Below are 25,963 nucleotides of genomic sequence, written 5' to 3'. Positions count from 1 at the left end.
GGCTCAGCCCAGCGCCTGCTCGAGGTCGGCCAGCAGGTCGTCGGCGTCCTCGATGCCGACCGAGAGCCGCACCAGGTCCGCCGGCACCTCCAGCGGCGAGCCGGCGGCGCTGGCGTGGGTCATCCGGCCCGGGTGCTCGATCAGCGACTCGACGCCGCCGAGCGACTCGGCCAGCGTGAACAGCTGCGTCCGCTCGCAGACCTCGAGCGCCGCCTCCTCGCCGCCGCGCAGCCGGAACGAGAGCATCCCGCCGAAGCCGGACATCTGCCGTGCCGCGATGTCGTGCCCCGGGTGGTCGGGCAACCCCGGGTAGAGCACCGAGGCGACCTCGGACCGGCCGACCAGGAACTCCGCGATCCGCGCCGCGTTGGCGCAGTGCCGGTCCATCCGGACGCCGAGCGTCTTGAGGCTGCGCAGCACCAGCCAGGAGTCGAACGGGCTCGCGACCGCGCCCATCGCGTTGTGGTTGTACGCCAGCTGCTCGCCGAGGGCGGCATCCCGCGTGACGAGTGCGCCCCCCACCACGTCGGAGTGCCCACCCAGGTACTTCGTGGTCGAGTGCACGACGACGTCCGCGCCCAGGGTGAGCGGCCGCTGCAGGTAGGGCGAGGCGAAGGTGTTGTCGACGACGAGCAGCGCGCCGGCCTCGTGCGCGACCGCCGCCGTGCGCTCGATGTCGGTGATGTTCAGCAGGGGGTTGCTGGGCGTCTCGCACCAGACGACCCGCGTCGTGGGGCGGATCGCGGCGCGCAGGGCGTCGGCGTCGTCGAGGTCGACCGGGGTGTGCTCCAGGCCCCACTCCGACAGCACGCGGGAGATCAGCCGGAACGTGCCGCCGTAGGCGTCACCGCCGAGGACGACGTGGTCGCCGGACCGGCAGGCGGTGCGCAGGAGGGTGTCCTCCGCGGCGAGCCCGGAGGCGAACGCCAGCGCCGTCGTGCCCTCCTCCAGCGCGGCCAGCGCCTCGTGCAGCGCGTCGCGGGTCGGGTTGCCGCTGCGGCTGTACTCGTAGCCGCCGCGCAGCCCGCCGACGCCGTCCTGCTTGTAGGTGGTGGTCAGGTGCAGCGGGGGGATCACCGCGCCGGTGGCCGGGTCGGGCTCCTGCCCGGCGTGGATGGCCCGGGTGTCGAAGCCGCTCACCGGGTCACCCCCGCGAGGTGCCCCAGCACGTCCTGCCGGGTGACGACGCCGGCCGGCTTGCCGTCGACGTGCACCAGCAGCGCGTCGGCCGACCCGAGCTGCGCGACCGCGGCGCTGACCGCCTCGCCCGAGCCGACGATCGGCAGCGGCGGGCTCATGTGCTTCTCCACCCGGTCGGCGAGCGAGGCCCGGCCGGCGAAGAGCGCGTCGAGCAGCGTCTTCTCGTCGATGGAGCCGACGACCTCGCCGGCGGTCACCGGCGGCTCGGCCCGGACGACGGGCAGCTGGCTGACCCCGTACTCGCGCAGGATGTCGATGGCGTCGCGGACGGTCTCGTTCGGGTGGGTGTGCACCAGGGTCGGCGTCGCACCGGACTTGGTGTGCAGCAGCTCGCCGACGGTCTCGCCGCCGGTGGCCTCGAGGAAGCCGTAGTCGGCCATCCACGCGTCGTTGAAGATCTTGTTCAGGTAGCCGCGGCCGCCGTCGGGCAGCAGCACCACGAGGACGTCGTCCTTCGTCAGCCGCTCGGCCACGCGCAGCGCGGCCACCACCGCCATGCCGCAGGAGCCCCCGACCAGCAGCCCCTCCTCGCGGGCCAGCCGGCGGGTCATGGCGAAGGAGTCGCCGTCGGAGACGGCGACGATCTCGTCGGCGACGTCCCGGTCGTAGGTGGCGGGCCAGAAGTCCTCGCCGACGCCCTCGACGAGGTAGGGGCGGCCGGTGCCGCCGGAGTACACCGAGCCCTCGGGGTCGGCGCCGATGACCTGGACCCGGCCGCCGGAGGCCTCCTTGAGGTAGCGGCCGACGCCGCTGATCGTCCCGCCCGTGCCGGCACCGGTGACGAAGTGGGTGATCCGGCCCTCGGTCTGCGCCCAGATCTCGGGCCCGGTCGTCTCGTAGTGCGAGCGCGGGTTGTTGGGATTCGAGTACTGGTCGGGCTTCCAGGCGCCCGGCGTCTCCCGGCTGAGCCGGTCGGACACCGAGTAGTACGACCGCGGGTCGGCGGGGTCGACGGCGGTCGGGCAGACCACCACCTCGGCCCCGTAGGCCTTGAGCACGTTGATCTTCTCCTGGCCGACCTTGTCGGGGCAGACGAAGATGCAGCGGTAGCCGCGCTGCTGGGCGACCAGGGCCAGGCCGATGCCGGTGTTGCCGCTGGTCGGCTCCACGATCGTGCCGCCGGGCTCCAGCAGGCCGTCGGCCTCCGCCGCGTCGACCATGCGGACGGCGATCCGGTCCTTCACCGAGCCGCCCGGGTTGAGGTACTCGACCTTGGCCAGCACGAGCGGCGCGTCGGGACCCAGGTCGCGGGTCACCGACGACAGCTTCACCAGCGGGGTGTCGCCGACCAGGTCCACGACGGACTCGGCGTACTGCACGGGGGGTCCTCCCTCGGCCGGGGCTCGGCGGCAGGTCAGGGCTTCAGGACGACCTTCGTGCAGTCGTCCTCCTTGTCCCGGAACATCCGGTACCCCTGCGGTGCCTGGTCGAGCGGCAGGGTGTGCGAGATGAGGAACGTCGGGTCGATCTCGCCGTCGCGGATCTTCTCGTACAGCGGGCGCAGGTAGCGGTGCACGTGCGCCTGGCCGGTCCGGACGGTCAGCGACCGGTTCATCAGCGAGCCGACCGGGAACTTGTCCATGAGCCCGCCGTAGACGCCGATGATCGAGACCGTGCCCCCGTTGCGGCAGGCCATGATCGCCTCCCGCAGCGCGTGCGGCCGCTCGGTCTCGGCCATGACCGCGGTCTTGGCCCGGTCGTAGGCGTCGACGGCGGTGGTGGGGTGGGTGGCCTCCAGACCCGCGGCGTCGATGCACCCGTCGGGGCCGCGGCCGGCGGTGATCTCCTTCAGCGCGTCCAGGACGTCGACCTCCTCGTAGTTGAGGACGTCGGTGGCGCCGGCCTCGCGCGCCTTGTCCAGCCGGTAGTCGAACCGGTCGATGGCGACGATCCGCTCCGCGCCCAGCATCCTGGCGCTCGCGACGGCGAACAGACCGACCGGGCCGGCTCCCCAGACGGCGATGACGTCGCCGCCCTTGATGTCGCACATCTCCGCACCCATGTACCCGGTCGGGAAGATGTCGGTGAGGAACAGCACCTGCTCGTCGGTCAGGTCGTCCTCGACCCTCAGCGGGCCGACATCGGCGAACGGCACGCGGGCGTACTCGGCCTGCCCACCGGGGTAGCCACCGACCAGGTGCGAGTAGCCGTAGATGCCGCAGGGCGAGTGGCCCCACAGCTTCTCGGCCATCCGGGCGTTCGGGTTGGAGTTCTCGCAGACCGAGTAGAGGCCGCGCTCGCAGGCGGTGCACGCGCCGCACGCGATCGGGAACGGCACGACGACCCGGTCGCCGACCTTCAGGTTGCCGACGCCCCTGCCGAGCTCGACCACCTCGCCCATGAACTCGTGGCCGAGGATGTCGCCCTTCTTCATCGTCGGGATGAACCCGTCGAACAGGTGCAGGTCGGAGCCGCAGATGGCGGTCGAGGTGACCTTCACGATGGCGTCGCGGTCGTTGAGGATCCGCGGGTCGGGGACCTCGTTGACCTCGACGTGGTTCTTGCCCATCCACTGGGTGGCGCGCACGGTGGGAGTCCTTCCGGAGGCGGATCGGGTCAGGAACGAGCTGTCGCGGGCCGCTGGTGGGTGAGCCGGGCCGCCAGGGGGCCCTCGGGGCTGCCCTCGGAGCGGACCACCTGCCCGGTCTCGAGAACCTGCTTGGAGCGGGTGAGGTCGTCGCGCACCTGCTGCTCCGGCGACTCGCCGAACAGCCCGGCGACGACCTTGCCCAGCCGGCCGCCGGGCTGCGCGTAGGCCAGCCGGACGCGCACCTCGGTGCCCTGCCGGCCGGGGGCGGGGCGGAACTCGACCGAGCCGGCGTTCTCGATGCCGGCGCCGGGCAGCGAGCGCCAGCGGATCAGCTCACCGGGGCGGTCCTCGACGAGCTCGGCGTCCCACTCGACGGTGCGCCGCCCCGGCGCCTCGGCGACCCAGTGCGAGCGCTGCCCGTCGTCGAGCGTGCGCACCTCCCGCACGTGCGCCATGAAGTCCGGCAGGCGCGAGAAGTCGCGCCAGTAGCGGTAGACCTGCTCCGGCGTCTTGTTCACCGTGGTCGCGGCGGAGACGTCGATCGCGCCCTTCCACGGCGCCGATCCGGGCAGGAGGTCCCGGGCCGGTCCCCGGCGGCGCGACCGGGCGGCGGTGAGCAGGTCGAGCGCGGCCAGCCCCCCGACCGCGACGGTCGCGGCGCGCAGCCGCCGCCGGCGGTCGCCGGACCGGTGCGCGAGCGCGACGCCCATGGCGGTGAGGTCCATCGCGTCCCCGGCGATCCGGGTCCAGGCCCAGCCCGGGCGGCCGGCGAGCAGCGGGAGGGCGTGCAGCAGTTCGCGCGCGCCGACCACCGGGATCACCGACAGCGCGGTGGGCGAGTCGTCGACGCCGGACGCGCGGGCGACGCCCACCGGGTTCCGGAGCATGGCGACGCCGAGGCCGGTGCTGGCCAGGCCCAGGACGCGCGCGGTGCGGCGCAGGCCGGGGCTGGCGGAGCGGGAGCTCATGAGGTCCTCCTGGCTGTCGGTCCGTCGGCGGAGGGAGCGCGCCGACGGGTGGGTGCGACGCGACGATGGGCGTGCCGAGACGGCTGCACACGGCCGCCTACCCGTGGCCCGCACCCGGAAACTCCGCGGCACGCGGCGACGATCGGTGACGGTCCGGGCACGGTGACCGACGCCCGTCCGCGCGTCGCTGCACCGGCGGTGCGAGCTGCGTCCCCATGGGTCCTCGCCCGAAGCGCGGCCGGCGTCCTCGACCTAGCCTCGGAGCGTGGGCACGCCGGACTCGGGAGGCGGTCCGGCGAGGGCGCCCGCGCGGCGACGCGGGCACCGCCGACGGGCCGTGCTCGCCGTGGTGCTCGTGGCGGGCTACGTCGCGCTCGCCGTTGCCGTCCTCACCGGGTCACCGCTGGTGGCGCTGGACCTCGCGGCCCTCCGCTGGGAGCCGGCCGCCCGCTGGCCGCAGCTGGAGCCGCTGCTGTCCTCCTGGGTCCTGCTCGGGCAGCGGCTGGTGTGCCTCCTGGTCATCGGCGGCTGGCTGGCCGTGCGGTTCGCACGGGACCGGGATCCGAGGCCGCTGCTGGTGGTGGCGGCCACGACGCTGCTGCTGAACGCCACCGTGGGGGCGGCGAAGACGGCCTTCGGGCGGCTCGGGCCGCTGCAGCTGGGGGAGGGCGCCGTGCTGCCCGGGGCCGCCGAGGTCTTCACCGACGGCATGGTCTTCCCCTCCGGCCACGCCGCCAACGCGGTCGCCATGTGGGGGATGGTCGCCTACCTGGGCGCCCGGTACCGCCGGGCCGCCCCGGTCCTGGTCGCACTCGTCGCGCTCGGCGTCGGCGCGACCACCGTCTACCTCGGCACCCACTGGATCAGCGACGTCCTGGCCGGCTGGATCGCCGGGGCGCTGGTGCTCCTCGCGCTGCCCGCCGTCAGCTCGCTCGCCGACCGCGTCGGCCGTCGCCGGCCGGGGCGCGCACGCGTGGGAGCCGGCTCTGCGGGCCCGGTGCGCGGCCGGCTGTCGCCGTCGCCGTCCGGGGCCTGGGCCCGGGACGCCGCCTGAGCGGAGCTGCCAGGCGGCTGGTAGCGGGCCGGCGGGTGGGCGGACGAGGATGCGGGGCATGTCTGCCTCGCCGCTGCCTCCCGTCGGTACCCGCACGCTCGGCCGCGACGGCCTGGTCGTCTCGTCCCTCGGCCTGGGCTGCATGGGGATGAGCCAGATGTACGGGACGGCCGACCGTGCCGAGTCGATCGCCACCGTGCACCGGGCCCTCGACCTCGGCGTCACCTTCCTCGACACCTCCGACGTCTACGGCAGCGGCCACAACGAGGAGCTCGTCGGCGAGGCGATCGCCGGACGCCGCGACGAGGTGCAGCTGGCGACGAAGTTCTCCCTGTCGCACAACGACCGCGGCGGCATGGACATCGACGGGCGGCCGGCGAACGTGCGGGCCTGCGCCGAGGCGAGCCTGCGCCGGCTCGGCGTCGACACCATCGACCTGTACTACCAGCACCGGGTCGACCCGCGGGTGCCGATCGAGGACACCGTCGGCGCGATGGCCGACCTCGTCCGGGAGGGCAAGGTGCGCCACCTCGGACTCTCGGAGGCCAGCGCGGCGTCGATCCGGCGCGCCGCCGCGGTGCACCCGATCGCCGCCCTGCAGAGCGAGTGGTCGCTGTGGACCCGCGACCTCGAGGGAGAGGTCGTCGGCGTCGCCCGCGAGCACGGGATCGGCATCGTGCCGTTCAGCCCGCTGGGCCGCGGGTTCCTCACCGGCGCGATCACCAGCCCCGACGACTTCGCCGAGGACGACTGGCGCCGCACGCACCCCCGGTTCACCGGTGCGGCGTTCGAGACCAACCTGCGGCTGGTCGACGCCGTCCGCCGGATCGCGGCGGAGAAGGAGGTGACCCCCGGGCAGCTGGCGCTGGCCTGGGTCATGGCCCAGGGCGACGACGTCGTCCCCATCCCCGGCACGAAGCGGCGCAGCTACCTGGAGGAGAACGTCGGCGCCGCCGCGGTCGAGCTCTCCACCGACGACCTCGCGCGTCTCGACGTCATCGCCCCGCCGGGCGCCGCGGTCGGCGGCCGGTACGCCGACAGCTCCTACACCTACGGCGACAGCCCGGAGCGCTGAGCCCGGACGTGGGGGAGGTGTTCCTCGGCGCGGACCTGGGCACCAGCGGGCTCAAGCTCGTCGCGCTGGACGGGGCGGGCCGCGTGGTCGCCGGGGCCGAGGCCGGCTACGAGCACGACCGGCCGGCGCCCGGCCGGGCGCAGATCGACGTGCGCAGGTGGCGCGAGGCCTTCGACGCCGCGTGCAGCGAGCTGGCCCCCGCGCTGGCCGGCGCCCCGGTGCGGGCCCTGGGGCTGTCGGGGCAGATGCACGGCGCCGTCCTGGTCGACGGCGGCGGGCGCGCGCTGCACCCGGCGCTGCTGTGGCCGGATGCGCGGGCGACGGCGGAGCTGGCGCGCTGGCGCGGCCTCGCCCCCGCCGACCGCGCCGCGCTGGCCAACCCGCTGGTGCCGGGGATGACCGGCCCGCTGCTGGCCTGGCTGACCGCCCACGAACCGGCGGCCGTCGAGCGGGCGGCGGCGGTGCTGCTGCCGAAGGACGCGTTCCGCGCCGAGCTGGTGCCCGGCGGCCCGCTGGTGACCGACCGCAGCGACGCCTCGGCGACGCTGCTGTGGGACGTCGTCGCCGACGGCTGGTCTCCGGCGGCGGCCGCGGCGGCCGGCGTGCCGCCCCGCCTGCTGCCGGAGGTGCGCCCGGCGGACCAGGTGGCCGGCGTCGCGCGGCTGCCGTTCGGGGACGTGCCCGTGGTGGTCGGCGGTGCGGACACCCCGCTGGCGCTGCTGGCCGCGGGGACGGCGACCGGCCTGCAGGTGAACCTCGGCACCGGGGCGCAGGTCCTGCGCCCCGGCTGGTCGCCGCGCCCCGCCGACGACCCCCCGGTGCACGGCTACGCGGACGTCGACGGCGGCTGGTACGCGATGGCGGCGCTGCGCAACGGCGGCTCGGCCTGGGCGTGGGTGTGCGGCGTCCTCGGCCTGTCCTGGGACGGGCTCTTCGGGGCGGCCGCGTCGGTGCCCGACGCCGGCGGAGCGGTCTTCCGGCCGTTCCTCACCGGGGAACGGGGTGGGGTCGCCGGTCCGGAGGACCGCGGCGGGTGGGACGGGCTGCACCCGGGCACGACCCGCGCGCACCTGGCCCGGGCGGCGGTGGAGGGGGTCGTGCGGGCCGTCGGTGCGGCGACGGCGCTGCTCGAGGTCCCCGGCGACGGCGCGCCGGTGGTGCTCACCGGCGGTGGGGGTCGCGCCGGCGTCGTCCAGCAGCTGCTCGCCGACGAGCTGGGGCGTCCGGTCCGGTTCCTGGCGCTGCGGTCCGCCTCGGCGGTCGGCGCGGCCCTGCTGGCCGCGCGGGGGAGCGGGGCCGACGTCGCGGTCCGGCACGCCTGGGGGCCGCTGGTCGAGCCCCGCCCCTGATCCGGCCCCGCGGTCAGACGGAGGTGGGTCGAGGCCGGAGCCGCTGCAGGGCGGCGTCGTGCAGCTTGCCGTTCGTGGCCAGGGCGCTCCCGCCGGCCGGCCCCGGGGCGCCGGTCACGTCGGTGAACCGGCCGCCGGCCTCGCGGACGATCACGTCCAGGGCCGCGAGGTCCCAGATCGAGACCTCCGGCTCGCAGGCGATGTCCACGGCCCCCTCGGCGAGGAGCACGTAGCTCCAGAAGTCGCCGTAGGCGCGGGTGCGCCAGACCGACCGGGTGAGGTCGAGGAAGCCGTCCAGCCCGCCGCGCTCCTCCCAGCCGGAGAGGCTGGAGTAGCTCAGGCTGGCGTCACCCAGGTCGCCGACCTCCGACACGCGGCACCGGGAGGCCGACTCCAGCCGGCGGCCGGTCCAGGCGCCGACGTCCTTGGCTGCCCACCACCGCCGGTTCAGCGCCGGCGCCGACACCAGCCCGACGACCGGCTCGTCGCCGTCGAAGAGGGCGATCAGCGTGGCCCAGACCGGGACGCCGCGGACGAAGTTCTTGGTCCCGTCGATCGGGTCGAGCACCCAGCGGCGTGAACCGTGGCCGGTCGTGCCGAACTCCTCGCCCAGCACGGCGTCCCGGGTCCGGGCCCGGCTCAGCGTGATGCGCAGCATCTCCTCGACCGCGCGGTCGGCGTCGGTCACCGGGGTCAGGTCGGGCTTGGTGTCGACCGTCAGGTCCTGCGCCTTGAACCGCTCCATGCTGATCGAGTCGGCCTGATCGGCCAGCACGTGTGCCAGCCGCATGTCCTCTGAGTAGCCCCGACCCGACGTCATGGGCACCGAACCTAGCGGGGAGTCAGTCGAAGACCGCGGAACTGACGCCGCTGGGGCCCTCGTACTCGCGGTCCTCGATGTTCCGGAGGGCGTCCAGGACCTCCTTGTCGCCCCCGTGCTGCTCGGCGTGCTTGACGATGTCGTCCTTGCCCGCGGGGTAGTCGATGCCGGACAGGGCCTTCTGGATGTCGATGGGGCTCACCATGCCCGGCTCCCTACCCGGCACCCCGCCGGCGATGCACGGATACCGTCGGGGACGTGGACGCGGCGACCATCGCAGGGCTGCTCGCCGAGCCGGTGCGCCTCAAGGTGGTCGCGGCCCTGGCGCTCGGTGCCACGACGATCGAGGACGTCGCCGCGGCGTCCGGTCTGTCGCTGAAGGAGGTCGCGCTGGCCGCCCGCCGGCTGGCCCGCGCGGGGCTGGTGGACCGGGACGGGCACTCCCTCGCGCTGCACACCGAGCGGTTCGGCGCGGCCGCCCGCGCCGCCGCCGAGGCCGCACCGGCCCCGGAGCCCCTCTCGGACGACCCGGTCGAGAACGGCGTGCTCACCACCTTCGTCCGCGACGGCCGGCTGGTGTCGATCCCCGCCCAGCGCACCAAGCGGCTGGTCGTGCTCGACCACGTGGTGCGGGTCTTCGAACCCGGGGTCCGCTACCCCGAGCGGGAGGTGAACGCGCTGCTCGCCGTCTGGCACCCCGACGTCGCGGCGCTGCGGCGCTACCTGGTCGACGAGGGGCTGCTCACCCGCCGGGCGGGCGTCTACTGGCGCAGCGGCGGCTACGTGGAGGTCTGAGCGGACCGCCCGCCCGTTGCCGACTCGTCGTGGTGTCCCAGGCGGTCGACACCACGACGAGTCGACAGGCGGTGGTGTCGACAAGTCGCTCGTCAGCAGCCCGCCGACGACGCAGACTGGCCGGGTGCCCAGCCCGTCACCCGACGCCTTCGCCGCCCTCGCGCGCTCCTCGCCGTGGCGCTGGAAGACGCTGCGCTTCTCGGTCAGCTGGCCGGGCGACCCGTGGAAGCCCGGTGCCGTCCGGGCGTGGCTGCGTCGTCCGGACCTGCTCCGCGTCGAGAGGACCGACGGAGCGCTGCTGCAGGTGGTCCGGGAGCCGCCGAGGGATGCGGTACCGCAGCCCCGGCTGGGGCCGGACGGCCTGGTGGCCGAGTGGCGCCGGTCGTGGGACCACGATCTGGACGACCCGATGCACCAGGACTACCACTGGGTGGCGATGCTCGACCCGGCGGAGCTCGCCGACGGCCGCGATCCGGAGACCGAGGACGTCGAGGTGCTGGTGACAGCGCTGGAGGTGGACTCCGTGGCGGAGGTCGAGCACGCCGGGCGGCCGGCGTGGGAGGCCCTCGTCCGGCCGACGGAGGCCTACGAGCCGCGCTGTGGCTGCTGCCCGCTGCTCCGCTCGCGCGAGGTGGACCTGGACGAGTACCGCGATCACCCGCAGCACATCCTGGCGGAGTACTCCGACGCCTTCCGGGTGCGGCTGGACGTGCGGACCGGCGTCTGCGTGCTCACCGAGGCCATCGGCGGCGACATCGCGGGACGGGGCCACGACCTGCGGATCGAGGCGGTCGACGAGCCGATGCCCGACGACCTGTTCACCGAGCCGCGGCGGAGCTGGTTCGGCCGTCAGTAGCCGGGGCCGACCTGGCCGACGGCGCCCAGCAGGACCCGCAGGGCGGCCAGCTGCTGCTCCCGGGCCGGCGGTCCCGCGGCCGCCCAGGCATCGAGCGCGCACCCGGGGTCCTCGGCGGTGTGCCCGCAGCCGGGCGGGCAGTCGGTGGCGGCCTCGGCGATGTCCTCGAAGGCGGCCAGGACGTCGTCGGCGGTGACGTGGGCCAGGCCGAAGGACCGGATCCCCGGGGTGTCGATGACGGTGCCGCCGCCGGGCAGGTCGAAGAGCACGGCGGACGACGACGTGTGCCGCCCCTTGCCGATCTTGCTCACGTCGCCGGTCGCCCGGAACGCGTCGGGCACCAGCCGGTTGACCAGCGTGGACTTGCCGACGCCGGACTGCCCGACGAACACGCTCATCCGGTCCCGCAGCCGGCTGGTGAGGTCGTCCAGCGGCAGCTCGAGCGACATCGGGACGGCGTCCAGGCTCAGCCCGGCGTAGCGGTCCAGCAGCGGCCGCGGCGACGCCAGGTCGGTCTTGGTCAGGCACAGCAGCGGCTCGAGCCCGCCGGCGTACGCGGCGACCAGGCAGCGGTCGAGGAAGCCCAGCGCCGGCTCGGGGTCGGTCACCGAGGTGACGATCACGAGCAGGTCGGCGTTGGCCACCACCACCCGCTCGGTGGGGTCGGTGTCGTCGGCGGTGCGCCGCAGCGAGGTCGTCCGCTCCTCGATCGCGACGATGCGGGCCAGGCTGTCGGTGCGGCCGCTGGTGTCGCCGACCACCCGCACGCGGTCACCGACGACGACGCCGTGCTTGCCGAGCTCGCGGGCGCGCATGGTGGTCACGTCGACGGCGCCGTCGGGCCCGTCGACCCGCACCGTCATGCGCCCGCGGTCCACGGCGATGACCAGCCCGGGGACGGCGTCGGCGTGCGCGGGCCGGGTGCGGGTGCGGGGGCGGGAACCGCGGCGGCTGGGCCGGACCCGGACGTCGTCCTCGTCCATCCGCCGGGCCCCGCGCTGGTTCCCGCTCAGGGGACGGCCCCGATCGGCTCGCCCAGCAGGCCCGCCCACCGCTCCCGGAAGTCCGGCAGCGTCTTGGTGACCGCGCCGGGGTCGGCCACCCGGACCCCGTCGACGGCCAGCCCGAGGACGGCGGCCGCCATGACCATGCGGTGGTCGGCGTAGGAGCTCAGCAGCGCGGGCCGCGGTCGTCCGGGCGTGATCACCAGCCCGTCGGGCAGCTGGCGGACGTCCGCCCCGACGGCGCCGAGCACCTCGTCGAGGGCCTGCAACCGGTCGGTCTCGTGCCCGCGCAGGTGCCCGATGCCGGTGAGCTCCGAGGGTCCGTCGGCCAGCGCGCACAGCGCCGCCAGCACCGGGGTCAGCTCGCCCACCTCGCCGAGGTCGGCGACCAGGGGCCGGATCGTGCCGGTGCCGGTCACCCGGAGCCCGTCGGCGGTGCGGGTCACCTCGGCGCCCATCGCGGACAGCAGCCGGTCCAGCTGCGCACCGGGCTGGGTGGTGACCTCCGGCCAGTCGCGCACCGTCACCCGGCCGCCGGTGACCAGGGCGGCTGCCAGGAACGGCGCGGCATTGGAGAGGTCGGGCTCGACGACCCGTTCGAGGGCGGCGATCGGCCCGGGGGCGACCCGCCACCCGCGGTCGGTGCGCGCGACGTCGACGCCGTGCTCGCGCAGCGTCGTCACGGTCATCTCGACGTGCGGCAGGGAGGGCAGCCTGCCCACCAGCTCGAGGTCCGCGCCGCGCTCGTAACGGGCGGCGGCGAGCAGGAGGCCGGAGAGCACCTGGCTGGACTCGCTTGCGTCGACCACCGCGGTGCCCCCGGGCACCCGGCCGGTGCCGCGGACGGTGAACGGCGCCCGGCCACGCCCGCCGTCGTCGATGTCGACGCCGAGGCCGCGCAGGCCGTCGATCAGCCCCGCGTTGGGACGTTCCCCCAGCCGCGGGTCCCCGTCGACGCGCACCGGGCCGTCGGCCAGGGCGGCGACCGGGGGGAGGAAGCGCAGGATCGTGCCGGCCAGCCCGGCATCGACCTCCATGCCGCCGCGCAGCGGACCCGGGGTGACCACCTGGTCCTCGCCGTCGTCGTCGATGCCGACCCCGAGGGCGCGCAGCGCAGCCGCCATGAGGTCGGTGTCCCGCGCGCGGAGCGGCCGGACCAGCCGGCTCGGCCCGTCCGCCAGCGCCGCCAGGACCAGGGCGCGCGCGGTGAGCGACTTGGACCCCGGCAGGGTCACGACGGCGTCGACGGGAGCCGGGTGGTGCGGCGCGGACCAGACGTCTGTCACGTCACCAGTCTGCCCGGTCGCCGCGCCGCACCGCCCGCGCACCCGATCAGCCGCCGAGCGGGCGGTCGGCCTTCTTCACCGGCACCGTGCGGACCAGCCGCCGGTTGGCGAACTCGAACATGGCCAGCTCGGACAGCTCGCGGCCGTAGCCGGACCGCTTGACGCCGCCGAAGGGCAGCTCGGGGGAGGAGCCGGTGGGCTGGTTGATCCACACCATGCCCGCCTCGAGCCGGTCGGCCACCGCCCGCGCGCGGTCGAGGTCGCCGCTCATGACGGTGGCGCCCAGGCCGTAGACGCTGGAGTTGGCCAGCGCGACCGCCTCGTCGGCGTCCTTCACCTTGTAGACGACGGCCGCGGGACCGAACAGCTCCTCGTGGTAGGCCCGCATCTCCGGGGTGACGTCGGTGAGGATGGTGGCCTCCACGAACGCGCCGGGGTGCTCGGGGCGCTTGCCACCGGCGACCACGGTGGCGCCCTTGTCGACGGCGTCCTGGATCTGCGCGTGCAGGTCCTGCGCGGCCCGCTCGCTCGACAGGGGGGCGAGCGACGTCGACGGGTCGGCCGGGTCGCCCGGGGCGAAGGTCGAGAACGCCTGCTTGAGGCCCTCGACGAACGGCTCGTAGAGCTCCTCGGTGACGATCAGCCGCTTGGACGCGGTGCAGGCCTGACCGGTGTTCTGCATCCGGCCCATGGTGGCGGCCTTGACCGTGGCGGCAAGGTCCTCGGCGTCGAGGACGATGAACGGGTCGCTGCCGCCGAGCTCGAGCACCGACTTCTTCAGGTGCTTGCCGGCCAGCGCCCCGACGGCGCTGCCCGCCCGCTCGCTGCCGGTGAGGGTCACGCCCTGGATGCGGTGGTCGGCGACGACCTGCTCGATGTCGTCGATCCGCAGGAAGGTGTTGGTGAAGACGCCCTCGGGAGCGCCGGCGTCGGCGAACAGCTGCTCGATGGCCACGGCGCACTGCGGCACGCTCTCGGCGTGCTTGAGGATGACCGTGTTCCCCAGCACCAGGTTCGGGCCGGCCACGCGGACGACCTGGTAGAAGGGGTAGTTCCACGGCTCGATGGCCAGCAGGACGCCGACGGGCTGGGTCTCCACGACCGCCTCGCCCTTGCCCATGAGCGGCTGGATGGACGTCGGCTCGAGGAAGCCGGGGCCGTTGTCGGCGTAGTACTTGAGGATCATCGAGCAGAGGAAGAGCTCGCCGGTGGCCTCCTCCTTGCGCTTGCCCATCTCCGTGGTGATCAGCGTCGCGAGGTCGTCCCGGCGCTCGTCCATCAGCTCGGCGGCGCGCCGGACGACGGCGGCGCGCTCCTCGACCGGGCGGTTCCGCCACTCCTGGTAGGCGGAGTGGGCGCGCTGGACGATCCCGTCGATCGCCGAGGTCTCGGTGAAGGGGAACTCCTTCTCCGTCTCCCCGGTGAAGGGGTTGACCGTCGCGTAGCGCCGCTCGGCGCTGTCGCTGGCCGTCTTCGGGTGCTCGGTGGCTGGGTTCTGCGTAGCGGTCACGCGGTGATCCTCGTCTCTCGTCGGCTGATCCGCCTAGGGGGCTACCCGATGCTTTCGGGCGCACGCCCGCGCGCAACCCGGTGTCGGTGGGCGCACCTAGAGTCGAACGGTCATCCCGGTCCGTCCCGGAGGAGATCCCATGTGCGGTCGCTACGCGGCCAGCCGCAGCCCTGACGACCTCGCGGTCGAGTTCGAGGCGGTGCCGGCCGACGGGCAGCCGGCGTTGCCCGCCGACCACAACGTCGCCCCGACCAAGGACGTCTACGTCGTCCGGCACGCCAGGGAGCGCGACGCCGAGGGCCGGCCCACCGGTGGGGGGCACCGCGAGCTGCGCGCGGTCCGCTGGGGGCTGGTCCCGTCGTGGGCCAAGGACCCGTCCGTCGGCAACCGGATGCTGAACGCCCGGCTCGAGTCGCTCACCGAGAAGCCCGCCTTCCGGACCGCGGCGCGGTCCCGCCGCTGCCTGGTACCGGCCGACGGCTGGTACGAGTGGGCGAAGCGGCTGGACTGCCCGGCCAAGCAGCCCTACTTCATCACCCCGGAGGACGGGTCGGTGCTCGCCTTCGCCGGGCTCTGGGAGGTGTGGGGGAAGGGCGAGGACCGGCTGTACACCTGCACCGTCGTCACCGCCCCCGCCACCGGGGCACTCACCGAGATCCACGAACGGATGCCCCTGGTGCTGCCGCCGGACCGCTGGGCCGCGTGGCTCGACCCGGCGCGGGAGGACGTCGCCGAGCTCGCCGCCCCCACACCGCCGGAGGTCGTCGCCGCCCTCGAGCTGCGGCCGGTGAGCGCCGCGGTGAACAACGTGCGCAACAACGGGCCGGAGCTCGTGGCCCGGGCCGAGACGGTCACCCCGCCCGCCGACCAGCCGGCGCTGTTCTGAGGTGGCCGCCGGACCCGGGCAGTCCCCGCCCACCCGTGACCTGCCCGCCGACGACCTGCCGCCGGAGCCCCCGCCCCCCGGCGGCGCGCTCCCGACGTGGGTGGCGGCGGCGCTGACCTTCCTCAGCTCGGGGGCGGTCCTCGTGCTGGAGATCGTGGGCCTGCGGCTGATCGCGCCCTACGTCGGCGTCACCGTGCAGACCAGCACCGCGGTCATCGGCTTCGCGCTGGCGGCGATCGCCCTCGGTGCGTGGATCGGCGGTGTGACCGCCGACCGCACCGACCCCCGCCGGCTGCTGGCCCCGCTGCTCGTCGCCGGGGGCGCGCTGATCATCGCCGTCCTGCCGCTCGTCCGGTTCACCGGTGCGGTGCTCTCCGGGGCCGACGCCGGCGGTGTGCTGCTGCTGGCCGCGGTCGCGGTGGTGGTCCCCGCGGCGCTGCTGTCGGCCGTACCGCCGATGGTGGTCAAGCTGCAGCTGGCGAGCCTGCACGAGACCGGTGCGGTGGTCGGGCGGCTGTCGGGCATCGGCACCCTCGGCGGGATCGCGGCCACGTTCGCCACCGGCTTCGTCCTCGTGGCGATCCTGCCGAGCAGCGTCATCCTCGTGGCCACCGGTGCGGTCACCGTGGCCACCGGCCTGGCCGTGGCCCTCCTGCTGCGGCGCGGCGCCGGCGCCCGTCCTGTGCCCACCGGCCTGCTGGTGCTCGCGGTCGTCGGGGGCGGGCTGGCCGCGGTGGCCCCCACCCCGTGCGCGGAGGAGACCGCCTACCACTGCGCCCGGGTGGTGGCCGACCCCGTCCGCGAGTCCGGCCGGGTCCTGATGCTCGACACCCTCCGGCACTCCTACGTGGACCTCGCCGACCCGACCTACCTCGAGTTCCAGTACGTGCGGGCGATCGCCGCGGTCACCGGAGCCGTGTTCCCGTCGGGCGAACCGGTCTCCGCGCTGCACATCGGCGGGGGCGGGCTCACGCTGCCCCGCTACCTCGCCGAGGTGCGGCCCGGGACGGAGAGCCTGGTGGTGGAGGTCGATCCGGGGGTCGTCGCCATGGACCGCGAGCAGCTCGGGCTGGACACGTCGGCGCAGCTGCGGGTGCGGGTCGCCGACGGCCGGGTGGGGCTGGCCGAGGAACCGGCGGGGACGCGCGACCTCGTCGTCGGCGACGCCTTCGGCGGGCTGTCGGTGCCCTGGCAGCTCACCACCCGGGAGGCGCTGGAGCTGATCGACCGCGCGCTGGCCGACGACGGCGTCTACGCAGTGAACCTGATCGACCACCCGCCGCTGGACTTCGTCCGCGCGGAGCTGGCCACCATGCGGGAGGTGTTCGACCACGTGCTGCTGCTCGCCCGTGCGCCCGTCCTCGCGGGCCAGGACGGCGGGAACCTCGTCGCCGTCGCCTCGCAGCGGCCGCTGCCGGCCGAGGAGATCGCCGCCGCGCTGGCCGAGTTCGACCTGGCCTGGCAGGTCGCGGACGAGGACGACCTGGACCGGTTCGTCGGCGACGCCCCCGTGCTCACCGACGACTTCGCACCGGTCGACCAGCTGATCAACCCTTACGGCTGAGCCCCCGCGCTCACCGCCCGATCGGTGCGGTGCGGGCGCGGGTCAGCCGGACCAGCTCGGCCGGCGGCAGCTCCAGCTGCAGCCCGCGCTTCCCGGCGCTGACCAGGACGGTGGCGAACTCCAGGGCCGAGGCGTCGACCACGGTGGGGAGTGCCTTGCGCTGCCCCAGCGGGCTGATGCCGCCCAGGACGTAGCCGGTGGAGCGCTCCGCGTCCGCGGGTTCGGCCATCGCCGCCTTCCGCCCACCGGCGGCCGCGGCCAGCGCCTTGAGGTCCAGCGTCCCGCTGACCGGGACGACCGCGACGGTGAGCGTGCCGTCGACGCGGGTGACCAGCGTCTTGAACACCTGGCGGGGATCGGCGCCGAGAGCGACGACGGCGGCCTCGCCGTGCCCCTGCTCGGCGGGGTGCTCGGAGTCGTAGGGGTGCAGGGTGTGGGCCACCTTCGCCCGCTCCAGCACCCGCACCGCCGGGGTTGCCGCCACGGCGCCGCAGCGTAGCCATTCCCCGCCTGCCGGGAATGGCCGCCGGAGCCGGTGCCGTTGCACCGGCCGTGAGCAGCAGCGTCTCGACCACCCGAACGCGGGCCGTGCACCGGCGTCCCCCGGGCCGCCCGGACGTCGCGCGGCTAGGATCGACCGACGTGGTGCCCCGCACCCGGGGGCCCCGGAGAGGACGGTCGGTGCCTGAGGATTCCGCGGTCGACAACACCGGACAGCTGCCCGAGCCCGCCCCGGTGGAGGTGCCGGAGGCGCGCGAGGGCGGTAGCCGCACGGAGCTCGCCGAGACCCGCGCCGAGCGGGACGCCCGGTTCGAGCGCGACGCCCTGCCCTACCTGGACCAGCTCTACCCGGCGGCCCTGCGGATGACCCGCAACCCGGCCGACGCCGAGGACCTGGTGCAGGAGACCTTCGTGAAGGCCTACTCCGCGTTCCACCAGTTCGCCGAGGGCACCAACCTCAAGGCCTGGCTGTACCGGATCCTGACCAACACCTACATCAACAGCTACCGCAAGAAGCAGCGCCAGCCGCAGCAGTACCCCACCGAGCAGGTGCAGGACTGGCAGCTCTACGCGGCCGAGGAGCACAGCTCCACGGGCCTGCGGTCGGCCGAGATCGAGGCACTGGACCACCTGCCGGACTCCGACATCAAGGACGCCCTGCAGCAGCTGCCCGAGGACTTCCGGCTGGCCGTCTACCTGGCCGATGTCGAGGGGTTCGCCTACAAGGAGATCGCCGAGATCATGGGCACGCCCATCGGCACGGTGATGTCCCGCCTGCACCGCGGTCGCCGGGGGCTGCAGAAGCTGCTGGCCGACTACGCCCGTGAGCGCGGATTCGTCCGCGCCGGAGCCGGTGAGGAGGCGAGCCACTGATGGGCGACGACGCTGCACGGGCCGGCGAGCCGATCCGGATCGACTCCTGCGACGACGTCCTGTCGCACGTCTTCGAGTTCCTCGACCACGAGACCGGGGACGAGCGACGCGCCGTCATCGCCGAGCACCTCGAGGACTGCTCCTCCTGTCTGCGCGAGTTCGGCATCGAGCAGGAGTTCAAGGCCCTGGTACGGCGGCGCTGCGGCGGGGACAAGCCGCCGTCGGGGCTGCGGGAACGCATCAAGATGCAGCTGACCAGCGTCTCCTTCGAGGAGGACGGCACCTCGGTCAGCGTCGAGCGGCTGACGATCGAGCGGTCGGGGGAGCGCCCCACCGCGTAGGACCGCTGAACGCCAGAGGCCCAGAACCCGACGGGTTCTGGGCCTCTCGCATCCGGCCCCTTCGCAGGGCGAAGGGGCACGTGCTCAAGCGTTCGGGCGCTTGCCGTGGTTGGCCTTGTTCCCCTTGCGAGAGCGACGCTTGCGTCCGCGCTTGGACATCGCTGCCCTCCTCTCACGCTGCCGGTGGCCGGTGCGGCCCTGGTTCTCGCGGGGCCGCGGCACCGCGCACGTAGGGTGCGCGTGGCCGAGGGACCCGCCAAGCTGACCCGACAAGCCTCTCACGGGGAAAGCCGGCCGTGCGCCGGGCAGGGCTACGCAGGAGGAACAGCAGTGCCGCAGCTGGGGATCGAGACCGTCCTGGTCGCGGGACGGGGCCCCGCGGGATGCGCCGCGGTGACCGCCTGCCAGCGGCTGGGGGTCAAGGCGGTCGCGGTGCACAGCGAGACCGAGCGCGCGGCACGGCACGTGCGGCTGGCCGACGACGCCGTCCTGCTGGGGCCGGCGCCGGCCGCCGAGTCCTACCTCGCCGTCGACCGGATCGTCGAGGCCGCCCGGCGCACGGGGGCCGACACCGTCCTCCCCGTCCCGCCCGCGCTGGCCGGGAACGCCCGGCTGGCCGGAGCGGTCCACGCCGCCGGTCTGCGCTGGGCGGGGCCCGATCCGGACGTGCTGGAGCGGCTGGGTGGGGACGGTGTGGAGCCGGCCAGCGAACGCGGGTTCCTGGCCTGGGTGACCGCTGACGGTCTCCGGTTCGCCACCGCCGTGGCCCGGGACCGCGCCGCGGGGATCGCGCGGGTCTCCTGGACGCCGGACGAGCCGGGGGAGCTGCCCGTCGCCGCTCACCGGCTGGCGGACGTGGGCTGGCGGGGGCTGGTCACCGTCGGCATCGCGCCGGACGGCGAGCTGGCCGAGGTGGCCGCCGGGTTCTCGCTGGACATGGCGGTCCTGGAGCGCGCGCACGGCGTCGGTGCGGTGGAGCTCGCGCTGCGCAGCGCGGTCGGCCCACGGGTCGCCGGGCCGGGTCCGCAGGGGCGTGCTGAGCCCTGCGCAGCCGTCGCCGTCCAGCTGCGCGCGACGTTGCCGCCCGGGACGGCGGGGCGGGTCTCCGGCCCGTTGCCGGGCTCGGGGCGCCTGCCCGCGCCGACGGCGGGCGTCGACCTCGTCGCGGTCAGCGGGTACGACCCCGGCGACCGGCTCGACGGGTGGTACGACGCCCTGCTGGCCACGGTGAGCGCCGGTGCCGACGACACGGCGACCGCCGCCCGGGCGGCGAGCGCGGCGCTGTCCGGGCTGTCCGGGCCCGGCGTGCCCCACGACGGTGCCGACGTGTGCGCGGTGCTCGGCCGACTCGCCGCGGTGCGGACCGCACCGGGGGCCTGATCCCGCGCCCGCGTGCTTGGATGGGCAGGTCAGGACGGTGGGCGTGGGAGGTTCCGGTGGCGGTCGAGGAGATCCATGCGGAGATGGTCTCCAGCGTCTGGAAGGTGCTGGTCAGCCCGGGGGCGCCCGTGGCCGCCGGTGACACGCTGGTGATCCTCGAGTCGATGAAGATGGAGATCCCGGTGCTCACCGAGCGCGCGGGCACGGTCGCGGAGCTCCACGTCGTGGAGGGCGAGGTCCTGCAGGAGGGCGACCTCATCGCCACCGTCTCCGACGGCTGACGTCTCCCGGGCGTCCGGGAGGGTCCGTTCAGAGCTCCCGCGAGTACACCAGCAGGTCGATGCCGGGGAACGGGCTCCAGTCCCGCTCGGGCAGCCGGGTGAAGCCCAGCCGCCGGTACATCCGCTGGGCGGTCGCCATCCGGGTGCCGGTGGAGATCACGACCCGCCGTTTGCCGGCCGTGCGGGCGCGCGTCAGGCAGGCCTCCACCAGGGCTGCGCCGACGCCCCGGCCCTGCACGAGCGGGTCGACCACCAGCATGCGGAAGCCGGCCTCGTCGTCGGAGGTCAGGACCTCGCCGAAGCCGCCCGCGGGCACGTACGCCACGCTGCCGATCACCCGGCCACTGCCGTCCCGGGCCACCAGCAGCTCGGCCAGCCGGGCGCGGCCCGCCACGTCGGCCAGCTCGGCGGTGTACCCGGGTGAGGAGAGGCCGCCACCGACGTACACCGCGACGGTGAGCTCGGCGATGCGATCGTGGTCCTCCGGGGTGGCGGTCCCGATGCGGAGGGCCGGGGCGGGCAGCACGCACGCAGCCTAGAGGCCCCTCTCTAGGCTCGGCACACGATGAGCAGCCTCTCCGCGCGCCTCACCCGGGGCACGGCGTCCAGCCCGGCCCAGGTCGACCACGCCCGCCGGCTGGTCGCCGACTGGCAACTGCTGGCCGACCTCGCCTTCGCCGACCTCACGCTGTGGGTCCCGCTGCCCTCGGGGACGTGGTGGTGCGTGGCGCAGGTCCGCCCGCTCACCGCCCCCACCAGCCGTCCGGAGGACATGGTGGGCGAGGAGGTGCACTCCGCGGCGGCCGAGCCGTTCGCCGCCGCCCTCCGCGACGGGCAGCCGGTCACGGCGGGGGAGCCGGACAGGTCCGGGGCGACCCCCCGCCGGCGGGAGGTCATCCCGGTCCGGCACGAGGGCGTGGCGATCGCGGTCCTGGCCAAGGACACCAGCCTGGCGGTCACCCGCTCGCCCTCGACGCTGGAGCTGACCTACCTCGACATCGCCGCAGACCTGAGCCTCATGGTGTCGGCGGGCACGTTCCCTCCGGCGAAGCTGCAGGACGCGGAGATGAGCCCCCGCGTGGGGGACGGACTGGTGCGGCTGGACGGGAGTGGGCGGGTCACCTACGCCAGCCCGAACGCGCTCTCGGCCTACCGGCGCATGGGGGTGGCCGGTGACCTGGCCGGCGCCACCCTCGCCGACGTCACGTGCCGGGCGGTCGTCGACCGCGTGGCGGGGGAGGCGGCGGCCGCCGGGATCGCCGCGGCGGTGGCGGGGCGGTACCTCGACCCCGTGGACGTCGAGGGGCCCAGCGCCACGCTCCTGCTGCGGGCGCTGCCGCTGCAGGCCCCGGGCGCCCCACCCGGGGCGCTCGTGCTCGTCCGGGACGTGACCGACGTCCGGCGGCGCGATCGTGCGCTGCTGACCAAGGACGCGACCATCCGGGAGATCCACCACCGGGTCAAGAACAACCTGCAGACGGTGGCCGCGCTGCTGCGGTTGCAGGCCCGGCGGATGACCGAGCCCACCGCCCGGGCCGCGCTCGAGGAGTCGGTGCGGCGGGTGGCGTCGATCGCGGTGGTGCACGAGACGCTGGCCGGCAGCCGGGAGGACGTCGTGGACGTCGACGACATCCTCGACCAGGTGCTGCCGATGCTCGGCGACCTCACGTCGGTGGGGCCGGCCGCCCGCACCCGCCGCGTCGGCTCGTTCGGGGAGCTGCCGGCGGCCGCGGCGACGCCGTTGGTGCTGGCGATCACCGAGCTGCTGCACAACGCCGCGGAGCATGCCTTCCCGGACGGGGAGCCGGGGGTGATCGAGCTGATCACCCAGCGCGACGGCGGTGAGCTGGTCGTCCGGGTCCGCGACGACGGGCGGGGGCTCCCCGCGGGCTTCGATCCCGCGGCGAGCGACGGCCTGGGGCTGCAGATCGTGCGCACCCTGGTGACCAGCGAGCTCGGCGGCAGCCTGACCATGGGGACGCCGGAGGGCCGGCCGGGCACGGAGGTCGTGCTGACCCTTCCCGGTAGCGGGATGCCCCGTCGCTGACCGACCGGTCCGGACGCGCCGAGGCCGGCCCGGGAGGTGTCCCGGACCGGCCTCGTGGCGGTCGGTGCGATCGCGCTGGTGCGGTGACCGCGGGGGCGTCCCCGCGGCCGGTCGTGCTCCTGATCAGGCGGTGTGCACCCGGGTACGAGCCTGCCGGCGCTTCAGCGCGCGCCGCTCGTCCTCGGAGAGGCCACCCCAGACACCGGAGTCCTGGCCCGAGCGCAGCGCCCAGTCCAGGCACGACTGCACCACCGGGCAGCGCTGGCACACGGCCTTCGCCTGCTGGATCTGGACCAGGGCGGGGCCGGTCGTCCCGATCGGGAAGAACAGCTCCGGGTCCTCGTCGCGGCAGAGCGCGCGGTGGCGCCAGTCCATGGCGTTGTACTCCTCGATGTCGTCAACGGTAGGTACGTCAGTCGCCCTTGCTCGGTCCGCCTTCGCCGGGCCGACACCGGTTACCCAGCGCCATGGCGGCAGCGACTGCCTGCACTTGTTACCGGCAGGTTGCGTTCCAGCAGCGATGTTTTCACGTGCCGGACGCGTGTCAAGGGAAACGGGGTCAGCGCAGACCCCCGCGTGAGCAACCTCACCACGGTCGTGATAGGCCGGCCACTCGGCGGAGGGATTGCCCCTCCCGAATGCTCGAGAAACGTCGTCAGGCGATGACCCGGAGCGCGTCCGGGACGTTGCGGACGCGCATCCCGGTGGCCGTGCCGAGGTGGTCGCCGTCGAGCTGCCACCCCTGCGGGCGGGAGGCGGTGAGCGTGAACTCCTGGAGGTCGTGGAACCGGTGCAGGCCACGTCCGCGCAGGTCCGGTTCCGGACGCATGGTCTGCCGCAGGGCGCGCAGCATCCGGACGGTGCCCGTGCGGCCCAGCGCGAAGACGTCGAGGCCGGTCTCGAACGACGCCTCGGGGGTCGGATTGACCGGACGGGCGCCCAGGTAGGTCCAGGGGCTGACGTTGGAGACCAGGCAGAGGAACAACTCCTCGAGGGGCGGCTCGCCCGGCAGCTGCAGCGTCATGGCCGGACGGCGCCGCTCGCGGCCGAACAGGAAGGCGTTCGTGCCTTCGCGGACGTACAGCGCGCCGGTGGAGCGGCGGCCCTGCGCCCGGCGGGCCTCCACGCGGGCGATCACCTCCGCGTCGAACCCGAAGCCGGCGGCGAAGACGAACCAGCGCGGCTCGCTCCACCCGGGGGCGTCGGCCGCGGCGTCGGCGCGCGCCACCGCCTCGGCCACCGCCGGCGCGACGCCGGTCACCGCGGCGGTGCTGGTGCCGGTGGCGCTCGCCGTGCCGAGGGACACCAGGCGGGTGCGCCCCGCGCGCAGCGACGCGAGCAGCTCCGCGGTCGCCTCGACCGGGTCGCGGGACCGGCCCAGCGCCCGGGAGAAGACGTTGGTGGAGCCGCCGGGGACGACGGCCAGCGCGGGCAACCCCGGTCGCGGCCCGTCGGTCAGCAGCCCGTTGACCACTTCGTTCACGGTGCCGTCGCCGCCGAGGGAGACCACGATGTCGATGCCCTCTGCGGCCGCCTGCGCGCTCAGCTCCCGGGCGTGCCCCCGGTGAGCGGTCTCGGCGACGTCGACCTTCAGCTCGCTGGCGAGGGCGCCGACCAGCACGTTCCGCATCTTGGCGGTCGTGGTGGTGGCCGCCGGGTTGACGACCACGAGCGCGCGCATGACGCCAGGCTAACCAGCGGCCCGGGGCGGTCGCCGGAGGAAGCCCGGGTCAGCGGCTCTCGGACGCCGGGCGCGCGCGTAGTCTCGCCGTCGTGACCGAGGACCGCAGCGCGTCGTCGCCGCCGCCGCGTCGCCTCGCCGACCGGCTGTTCGGCCCCGCGGCGGCGCAGCCGGCTCCGCGCCCCGCGACGCCGCACACCGAGGCGCCGCCGTCGCTGCGCCGGGCCGCGCTGGCGGTGGGGCTCGAGGCGGCGCTGCTCGGGCTGGGTGCGCTCGTGCTGCTGTTCCTCACGCTGACGGGCGCCCCGGAGAGCGTGCCCCGGGCCCTGGCCGAGGTGGTGCTGGTCGCGCTCGCCGCCGGCGTCCTCGGCGCCGGAGCGCGCGGCCTGTGGCGGGTGGCGGGGTGGGCCCGTGGCCCGGTGATCGCCCTGCAGCTGTTCCTGGGGCTGACCGGCTTCACCTTCGCCTTCTCGGCCCAGCAGCCGCTGATCGGCCTGCCGATCCTCGCGCTGGTCGGCGCGGTGCTGTACCTGCTGGCCACCCCCGAGTCGCGGCTGGCCTACCTGGACCGCTGAGCGACGCCACCCGCCCGGGCACAGGAACCCATGCCTGCGGAGCGGGCGGCGGAACCGCAGGCATGGCTTCCTGCGCCGTGGTCAGACCAGCTCGATCACGTCGGCGATGGAGTCGCACACCCGGCTGGGCCGGAACGGGAAGCGGGGCACGTCGGCCGCCGAGGTGGACCCGGACAGCACCAGCACCGTCTCCAGGCCGGCCTCGATGCCGGCGACGACGTCGGTGTCCATGCGGTCACCCACCATGATCGTGGACTCCGAGTGCGCCTCGATCCGGTTCATCGCGCTGCGGAACATCATCGGGTTGGGCTTGCCGACGAAGTAGGGCTTGGCGCCGGTGGCCGCGGTGATCATCGCGGCCACCGATCCGGTGGCCGGGAGCGGGCCCTCGGGGGACGGGCCGGTGACGTCGGGGTTGGTGGCGATGAACCGGGCGCCGTCGGCGACGAGCCGGATCGCCCGCGTGATCGCCTCGAACGAGTAGGTGCGGGTCTCGCCGAGGACGACGTAGTCGGGGTCGGTGTCGGTGAGCGTGTAACCGGCCTCGTAGAGCGCCGTCGTCAGCCCGGCCTCCCCGATCACGTACGCCGAGCCGCCGGGGAGCTGGGTGGTGAGGAAGTCCGCCGTCGCCAGGGCGGAGGTCCAGATGGACCCCTCCGGCACGGGCAGGCCGGATCGGCTCAGGCGGGCCGCGAGGTCGCGCGGGGTGAAGATCGAGTTGTTGGTGAGCACGAGGAACCGGCGGCGCCGCTCCAGCAGGCGGTCGAGGAACTCCCTGGCGCCGGGCAGGGCCTGCCCCTCGTGGACGAGGACGCCGTCCATGTCGGTCAGCCAGCACTCGATCGGTCCGCGCTCGGTGGTCACGGGTCGAACGCTAGCGCCTCCGGTCACGGCCAGTCGGTCAGCACCGCCGCACCGTGGTGCGCGGCCAGGGTCACGACCCGCTCGAGGTCGGGCGCGCCGTCGTCCGGCGGCAGCGACCGGGCGGGAGCCGGTCCCCCCAGCTCCACGAACAGCCGTTCCACCCCGCCGGGCGTGCACAGGGTGAGCATCCGCACCTCGTCGGACTCCACGGTCAGGAGGTGCGGGACGTCGCGGGGGCAGAACAGGAAGGAGCCGGGCGGGCGTGGAAGACGTCGTCGCCGACCCGGACGGTGAGCTCACCGTCCAGGACGAGGAACGACTCGTCCTCCCGGTGGTGCACGTGCGGCGGTGGCTCGGCGCCCCGGGGCAGCCGTTCCTCGAGGACGCTGAAGGCGCCGCCCGTCTGCTCCGCGGTGGCCAGCACGGTCATCAGCTCGCCCAGCGTCCAGTACGCGGGGGCGTCGTCGCGGTGTGTCACGAAGCCTCGGTCCATGACTCGCTCCTCGGGGAGGAACCGGTCAGG

General features: G+C 74.9%; 30 protein-coding genes. 13 read left to right on the top strand and 17 right to left on the bottom strand.

The genetic code is table 11. The features are described 5' to 3' along the window. Positions 1–3 precede the first annotated feature (3 nt). The 4 genes from ABDB74_RS16600 to ABDB74_RS16585 are packed head-to-tail and all read right to left on the bottom strand — an operon-like array spanning position 4 to position 4,698. The gene (locus ABDB74_RS16600) at positions 4–1,140 is read right to left on the bottom strand and encodes a cystathionine gamma-synthase (protein WP_346619867.1); all 1,137 of its coding nucleotides are present in this window, start codon (positions 1,138–1,140) and stop codon (positions 4–6) included. Continuing rightward, positions 1,137–2,519 carry a cystathionine beta-synthase gene (locus ABDB74_RS16595; RefSeq protein WP_346619866.1) on the bottom strand — a complete coding sequence of 461 codons (1,383 nt, stop codon included), beginning with the start codon at positions 2,517–2,519 and terminating at the stop codon, positions 1,137–1,139. Before ABDB74_RS16595 ends, ABDB74_RS16600 begins: the two co-directional genes overlap by 4 nt. Before the next feature lie 35 nt (positions 2,520–2,554). Next, positions 2,555–3,727 (bottom strand): zinc-dependent alcohol dehydrogenase, encoded by a 1,173-nt coding sequence (locus ABDB74_RS16590; RefSeq protein ID WP_346619865.1) that lies wholly within the window; start codon positions 3,725–3,727, stop codon positions 2,555–2,557. Between the two features lie 29 nt (positions 3,728–3,756). Beyond that, on the bottom strand, positions 3,757–4,698 hold the full coding sequence (locus ABDB74_RS16585; protein ID WP_346619864.1) for an SRPBCC family protein: 942 nt from the start codon (positions 4,696–4,698) through the stop codon (positions 3,757–3,759). A gap of 265 nt (positions 4,699–4,963) precedes the next feature. Here ABDB74_RS16585 and ABDB74_RS16580 point away from each other — a divergent pair, with 265 nt between their 5' ends. From ABDB74_RS16580 to ABDB74_RS16570, 3 genes are read left to right on the top strand one after another with little or no spacing between them, the layout of a single operon-like run. Further along, positions 4,964–5,752 (top strand): phosphatase PAP2 family protein, encoded by a 789-nt coding sequence (locus ABDB74_RS16580; RefSeq protein WP_346619863.1) that lies wholly within the window; start codon positions 4,964–4,966, stop codon positions 5,750–5,752. 58 nt (positions 5,753–5,810) lie between these two features. After that, positions 5,811–6,827 (top strand): aldo/keto reductase, encoded by a 1,017-nt coding sequence (locus ABDB74_RS16575; RefSeq protein ID WP_346619862.1) that lies wholly within the window; start codon positions 5,811–5,813, stop codon positions 6,825–6,827. Between the two features lie 8 nt (positions 6,828–6,835). Beyond that, complete coding sequence (locus tag ABDB74_RS16570) at positions 6,836–8,176, top strand: FGGY family carbohydrate kinase (protein ID WP_346619861.1); 1,341 nt, start codon at positions 6,836–6,838, stop codon at positions 8,174–8,176. Positions 8,177–8,189: 13 nt separating this feature from the next. Here the strand turns inward: ABDB74_RS16570 and hisN are convergent, their stop codons facing one another. Beyond that, on the bottom strand, positions 8,190–8,966 hold the full coding sequence (gene hisN / locus ABDB74_RS16565; protein ID WP_346619860.1) for a histidinol-phosphatase: 777 nt from the start codon (positions 8,964–8,966) through the stop codon (positions 8,190–8,192). A gap of 52 nt (positions 8,967–9,018) precedes the next feature. After that, positions 9,019–9,201, bottom strand: coding sequence for a DUF2795 domain-containing protein (locus ABDB74_RS16560; RefSeq protein ID WP_346619859.1), 183 nt, complete (start codon positions 9,199–9,201; stop codon positions 9,019–9,021). A gap of 53 nt (positions 9,202–9,254) precedes the next feature. Here ABDB74_RS16560 and ABDB74_RS16555 point away from each other — a divergent pair, with 53 nt between their 5' ends. Continuing rightward, the gene (locus ABDB74_RS16555; protein WP_346619858.1) at positions 9,255–9,791 is read left to right on the top strand and encodes a DUF2087 domain-containing protein; all 537 of its coding nucleotides are present in this window, start codon (positions 9,255–9,257) and stop codon (positions 9,789–9,791) included. Positions 9,792–9,915: 124 nt separating this feature from the next. Next, positions 9,916–10,647: a hypothetical protein gene (locus ABDB74_RS16550; protein WP_346619857.1), complete on the top strand. Its 732-nt coding sequence runs from the start codon at positions 9,916–9,918 to the stop codon at positions 10,645–10,647. Here the strand turns inward: ABDB74_RS16550 and rsgA are convergent. The 3 genes from rsgA to ABDB74_RS16535 are packed head-to-tail and all read right to left on the bottom strand — an operon-like array spanning position 10,641 to position 14,447. Then, complete coding sequence (rsgA, locus tag ABDB74_RS16545) at positions 10,641–11,630, bottom strand: ribosome small subunit-dependent GTPase A (RefSeq protein ID WP_346619856.1); 990 nt, start codon at positions 11,628–11,630, stop codon at positions 10,641–10,643. The two genes, ABDB74_RS16550 and rsgA, sit on opposite strands and share 7 nt — an antisense overlap. 26 nt (positions 11,631–11,656) lie before the next feature. Then, positions 11,657–12,937: a 3-phosphoshikimate 1-carboxyvinyltransferase gene (aroA, locus tag ABDB74_RS16540; protein ID WP_346619855.1), complete on the bottom strand. Its 1,281-nt coding sequence runs from the start codon at positions 12,935–12,937 to the stop codon at positions 11,657–11,659. Between the two features lie 46 nt (positions 12,938–12,983). Then, positions 12,984–14,447 carry an NAD-dependent succinate-semialdehyde dehydrogenase gene (locus tag ABDB74_RS16535; RefSeq protein ID WP_346619854.1) on the bottom strand — a complete coding sequence of 488 codons (1,464 nt, stop codon included), beginning with the start codon at positions 14,445–14,447 and terminating at the stop codon, positions 12,984–12,986. A gap of 139 nt (positions 14,448–14,586) precedes the next feature. Between ABDB74_RS16535 and ABDB74_RS16530 the strand changes: the two genes are divergently transcribed. Both ABDB74_RS16530 and ABDB74_RS16525 read left to right on the top strand, forming a co-directional pair. After that, positions 14,587–15,333, top strand: coding sequence for an SOS response-associated peptidase (locus tag ABDB74_RS16530; protein WP_346619853.1), 747 nt, complete (start codon positions 14,587–14,589; stop codon positions 15,331–15,333). A gap of 1 nt (position 15,334) precedes the next feature. Continuing rightward, a complete protein-coding gene (locus tag ABDB74_RS16525) occupies positions 15,335–16,897 on the top strand; it encodes a fused MFS/spermidine synthase (RefSeq protein WP_346619852.1) in 1,563 nt (520 codons plus the stop codon). A 10-nt stretch (positions 16,898–16,907) separates the two neighbouring features. On the opposite strand, the gene ybaK is transcribed toward ABDB74_RS16525, so the two are convergent. Next, on the bottom strand, positions 16,908–17,381 hold the full coding sequence (gene ybaK / locus ABDB74_RS16520; RefSeq protein ID WP_346619851.1) for a Cys-tRNA(Pro) deacylase: 474 nt from the start codon (positions 17,379–17,381) through the stop codon (positions 16,908–16,910). A gap of 197 nt (positions 17,382–17,578) precedes the next feature. Here ybaK and ABDB74_RS16515 point away from each other — a divergent pair, with 197 nt between their 5' ends. Then, entirely contained in the window at positions 17,579–18,271 is a 693-nt protein-coding gene (locus ABDB74_RS16515) for a sigma-70 family RNA polymerase sigma factor (protein ID WP_346619850.1), read from the top strand. Continuing rightward, entirely contained in the window at positions 18,271–18,612 is a 342-nt protein-coding gene (gene rsrA, locus ABDB74_RS16510) for a mycothiol system anti-sigma-R factor (RefSeq protein WP_346619849.1), read from the top strand. The genes ABDB74_RS16515 and rsrA overlap by 1 nt, the downstream gene beginning before the upstream one ends. A gap of 84 nt (positions 18,613–18,696) precedes the next feature. On the opposite strand, the gene ABDB74_RS20745 is transcribed toward rsrA, so the two are convergent. Beyond that, a complete protein-coding gene (locus tag ABDB74_RS20745; RefSeq protein WP_014377707.1) occupies positions 18,697–18,771 on the bottom strand; it encodes a 50S ribosomal protein bL37 in 75 nt (24 codons plus the stop codon). A 171-nt stretch (positions 18,772–18,942) separates the two neighbouring features. On the opposite strand from ABDB74_RS20745, the gene ABDB74_RS16505 reads away from it, so the two are divergent. Both ABDB74_RS16505 and ABDB74_RS16500 read left to right on the top strand, forming a co-directional pair. After that, on the top strand, positions 18,943–19,992 hold the full coding sequence (locus ABDB74_RS16505) for a biotin carboxylase N-terminal domain-containing protein (RefSeq protein WP_346619848.1): 1,050 nt from the start codon (positions 18,943–18,945) through the stop codon (positions 19,990–19,992). A gap of 56 nt (positions 19,993–20,048) precedes the next feature. Beyond that, positions 20,049–20,273, top strand: coding sequence for a biotin/lipoyl-binding carrier protein (locus ABDB74_RS16500; RefSeq protein ID WP_346619847.1), 225 nt, complete (start codon positions 20,049–20,051; stop codon positions 20,271–20,273). A gap of 28 nt (positions 20,274–20,301) precedes the next feature. Here the strand turns inward: ABDB74_RS16500 and ABDB74_RS16495 are convergent, their stop codons facing one another. After that, positions 20,302–20,799, bottom strand: a complete 498-nt coding sequence (locus ABDB74_RS16495) for a GNAT family N-acetyltransferase (protein WP_346619846.1) — start codon at positions 20,797–20,799, stop codon at positions 20,302–20,304. A 39-nt stretch (positions 20,800–20,838) separates the two neighbouring features. On the opposite strand from ABDB74_RS16495, the gene ABDB74_RS16490 reads away from it, so the two are divergent. Then, a complete protein-coding gene (locus tag ABDB74_RS16490; RefSeq protein WP_346619845.1) occupies positions 20,839–22,320 on the top strand; it encodes a sensor histidine kinase in 1,482 nt (493 codons plus the stop codon). A 123-nt stretch (positions 22,321–22,443) separates the two neighbouring features. On the opposite strand, the gene ABDB74_RS16485 is transcribed toward ABDB74_RS16490, so the two are convergent. After that, positions 22,444–22,695 (bottom strand): WhiB family transcriptional regulator, encoded by a 252-nt coding sequence (locus ABDB74_RS16485; protein ID WP_346619844.1) that lies wholly within the window; start codon positions 22,693–22,695, stop codon positions 22,444–22,446. Between the two features lie 280 nt (positions 22,696–22,975). Continuing rightward, the gene (locus tag ABDB74_RS16480; RefSeq protein ID WP_346619843.1) at positions 22,976–24,001 is read right to left on the bottom strand and encodes a diacylglycerol kinase family protein; all 1,026 of its coding nucleotides are present in this window, start codon (positions 23,999–24,001) and stop codon (positions 22,976–22,978) included. Positions 24,002–24,093: 92 nt separating this feature from the next. Between ABDB74_RS16480 and ABDB74_RS16475 the strand changes: the two genes are divergently transcribed. Continuing rightward, positions 24,094–24,576, top strand: a complete 483-nt coding sequence (locus ABDB74_RS16475; protein WP_346619842.1) for a hypothetical protein — start codon at positions 24,094–24,096, stop codon at positions 24,574–24,576. An 81-nt stretch (positions 24,577–24,657) separates the two neighbouring features. Here the strand turns inward: ABDB74_RS16475 and ABDB74_RS16470 are convergent, their stop codons facing one another. From ABDB74_RS16470 to ABDB74_RS16460, 3 genes are all read right to left on the bottom strand, one after another. Further along, positions 24,658–25,398 (bottom strand): HAD-IIA family hydrolase, encoded by a 741-nt coding sequence (locus ABDB74_RS16470; protein ID WP_407062177.1) that lies wholly within the window; start codon positions 25,396–25,398, stop codon positions 24,658–24,660. A 65-nt stretch (positions 25,399–25,463) separates the two neighbouring features. Further along, positions 25,464–25,649 carry a hypothetical protein gene (locus ABDB74_RS16465; protein WP_346619840.1) on the bottom strand — a complete coding sequence of 62 codons (186 nt, stop codon included), beginning with the start codon at positions 25,647–25,649 and terminating at the stop codon, positions 25,464–25,466. 2 nt (positions 25,650–25,651) lie between these two features. Then, complete coding sequence (locus ABDB74_RS16460; RefSeq protein ID WP_346619839.1) at positions 25,652–25,933, bottom strand: cupin domain-containing protein; 282 nt, start codon at positions 25,931–25,933, stop codon at positions 25,652–25,654. Between the last annotated feature and the right edge of the window lie 30 nt (positions 25,934–25,963).

Origin of the sequence: Blastococcus sp. HT6-4 (assembly GCF_039679125.1) — a bacterium.
GTDB classification, from domain to species: domain Bacteria; phylum Actinomycetota; class Actinomycetes; order Mycobacteriales; family Geodermatophilaceae; genus Blastococcus; species Blastococcus montanus.
Note: the sequence above shows the minus strand (reverse complement) of the source record. Positions and strands in the feature narration are given on the sequence as shown.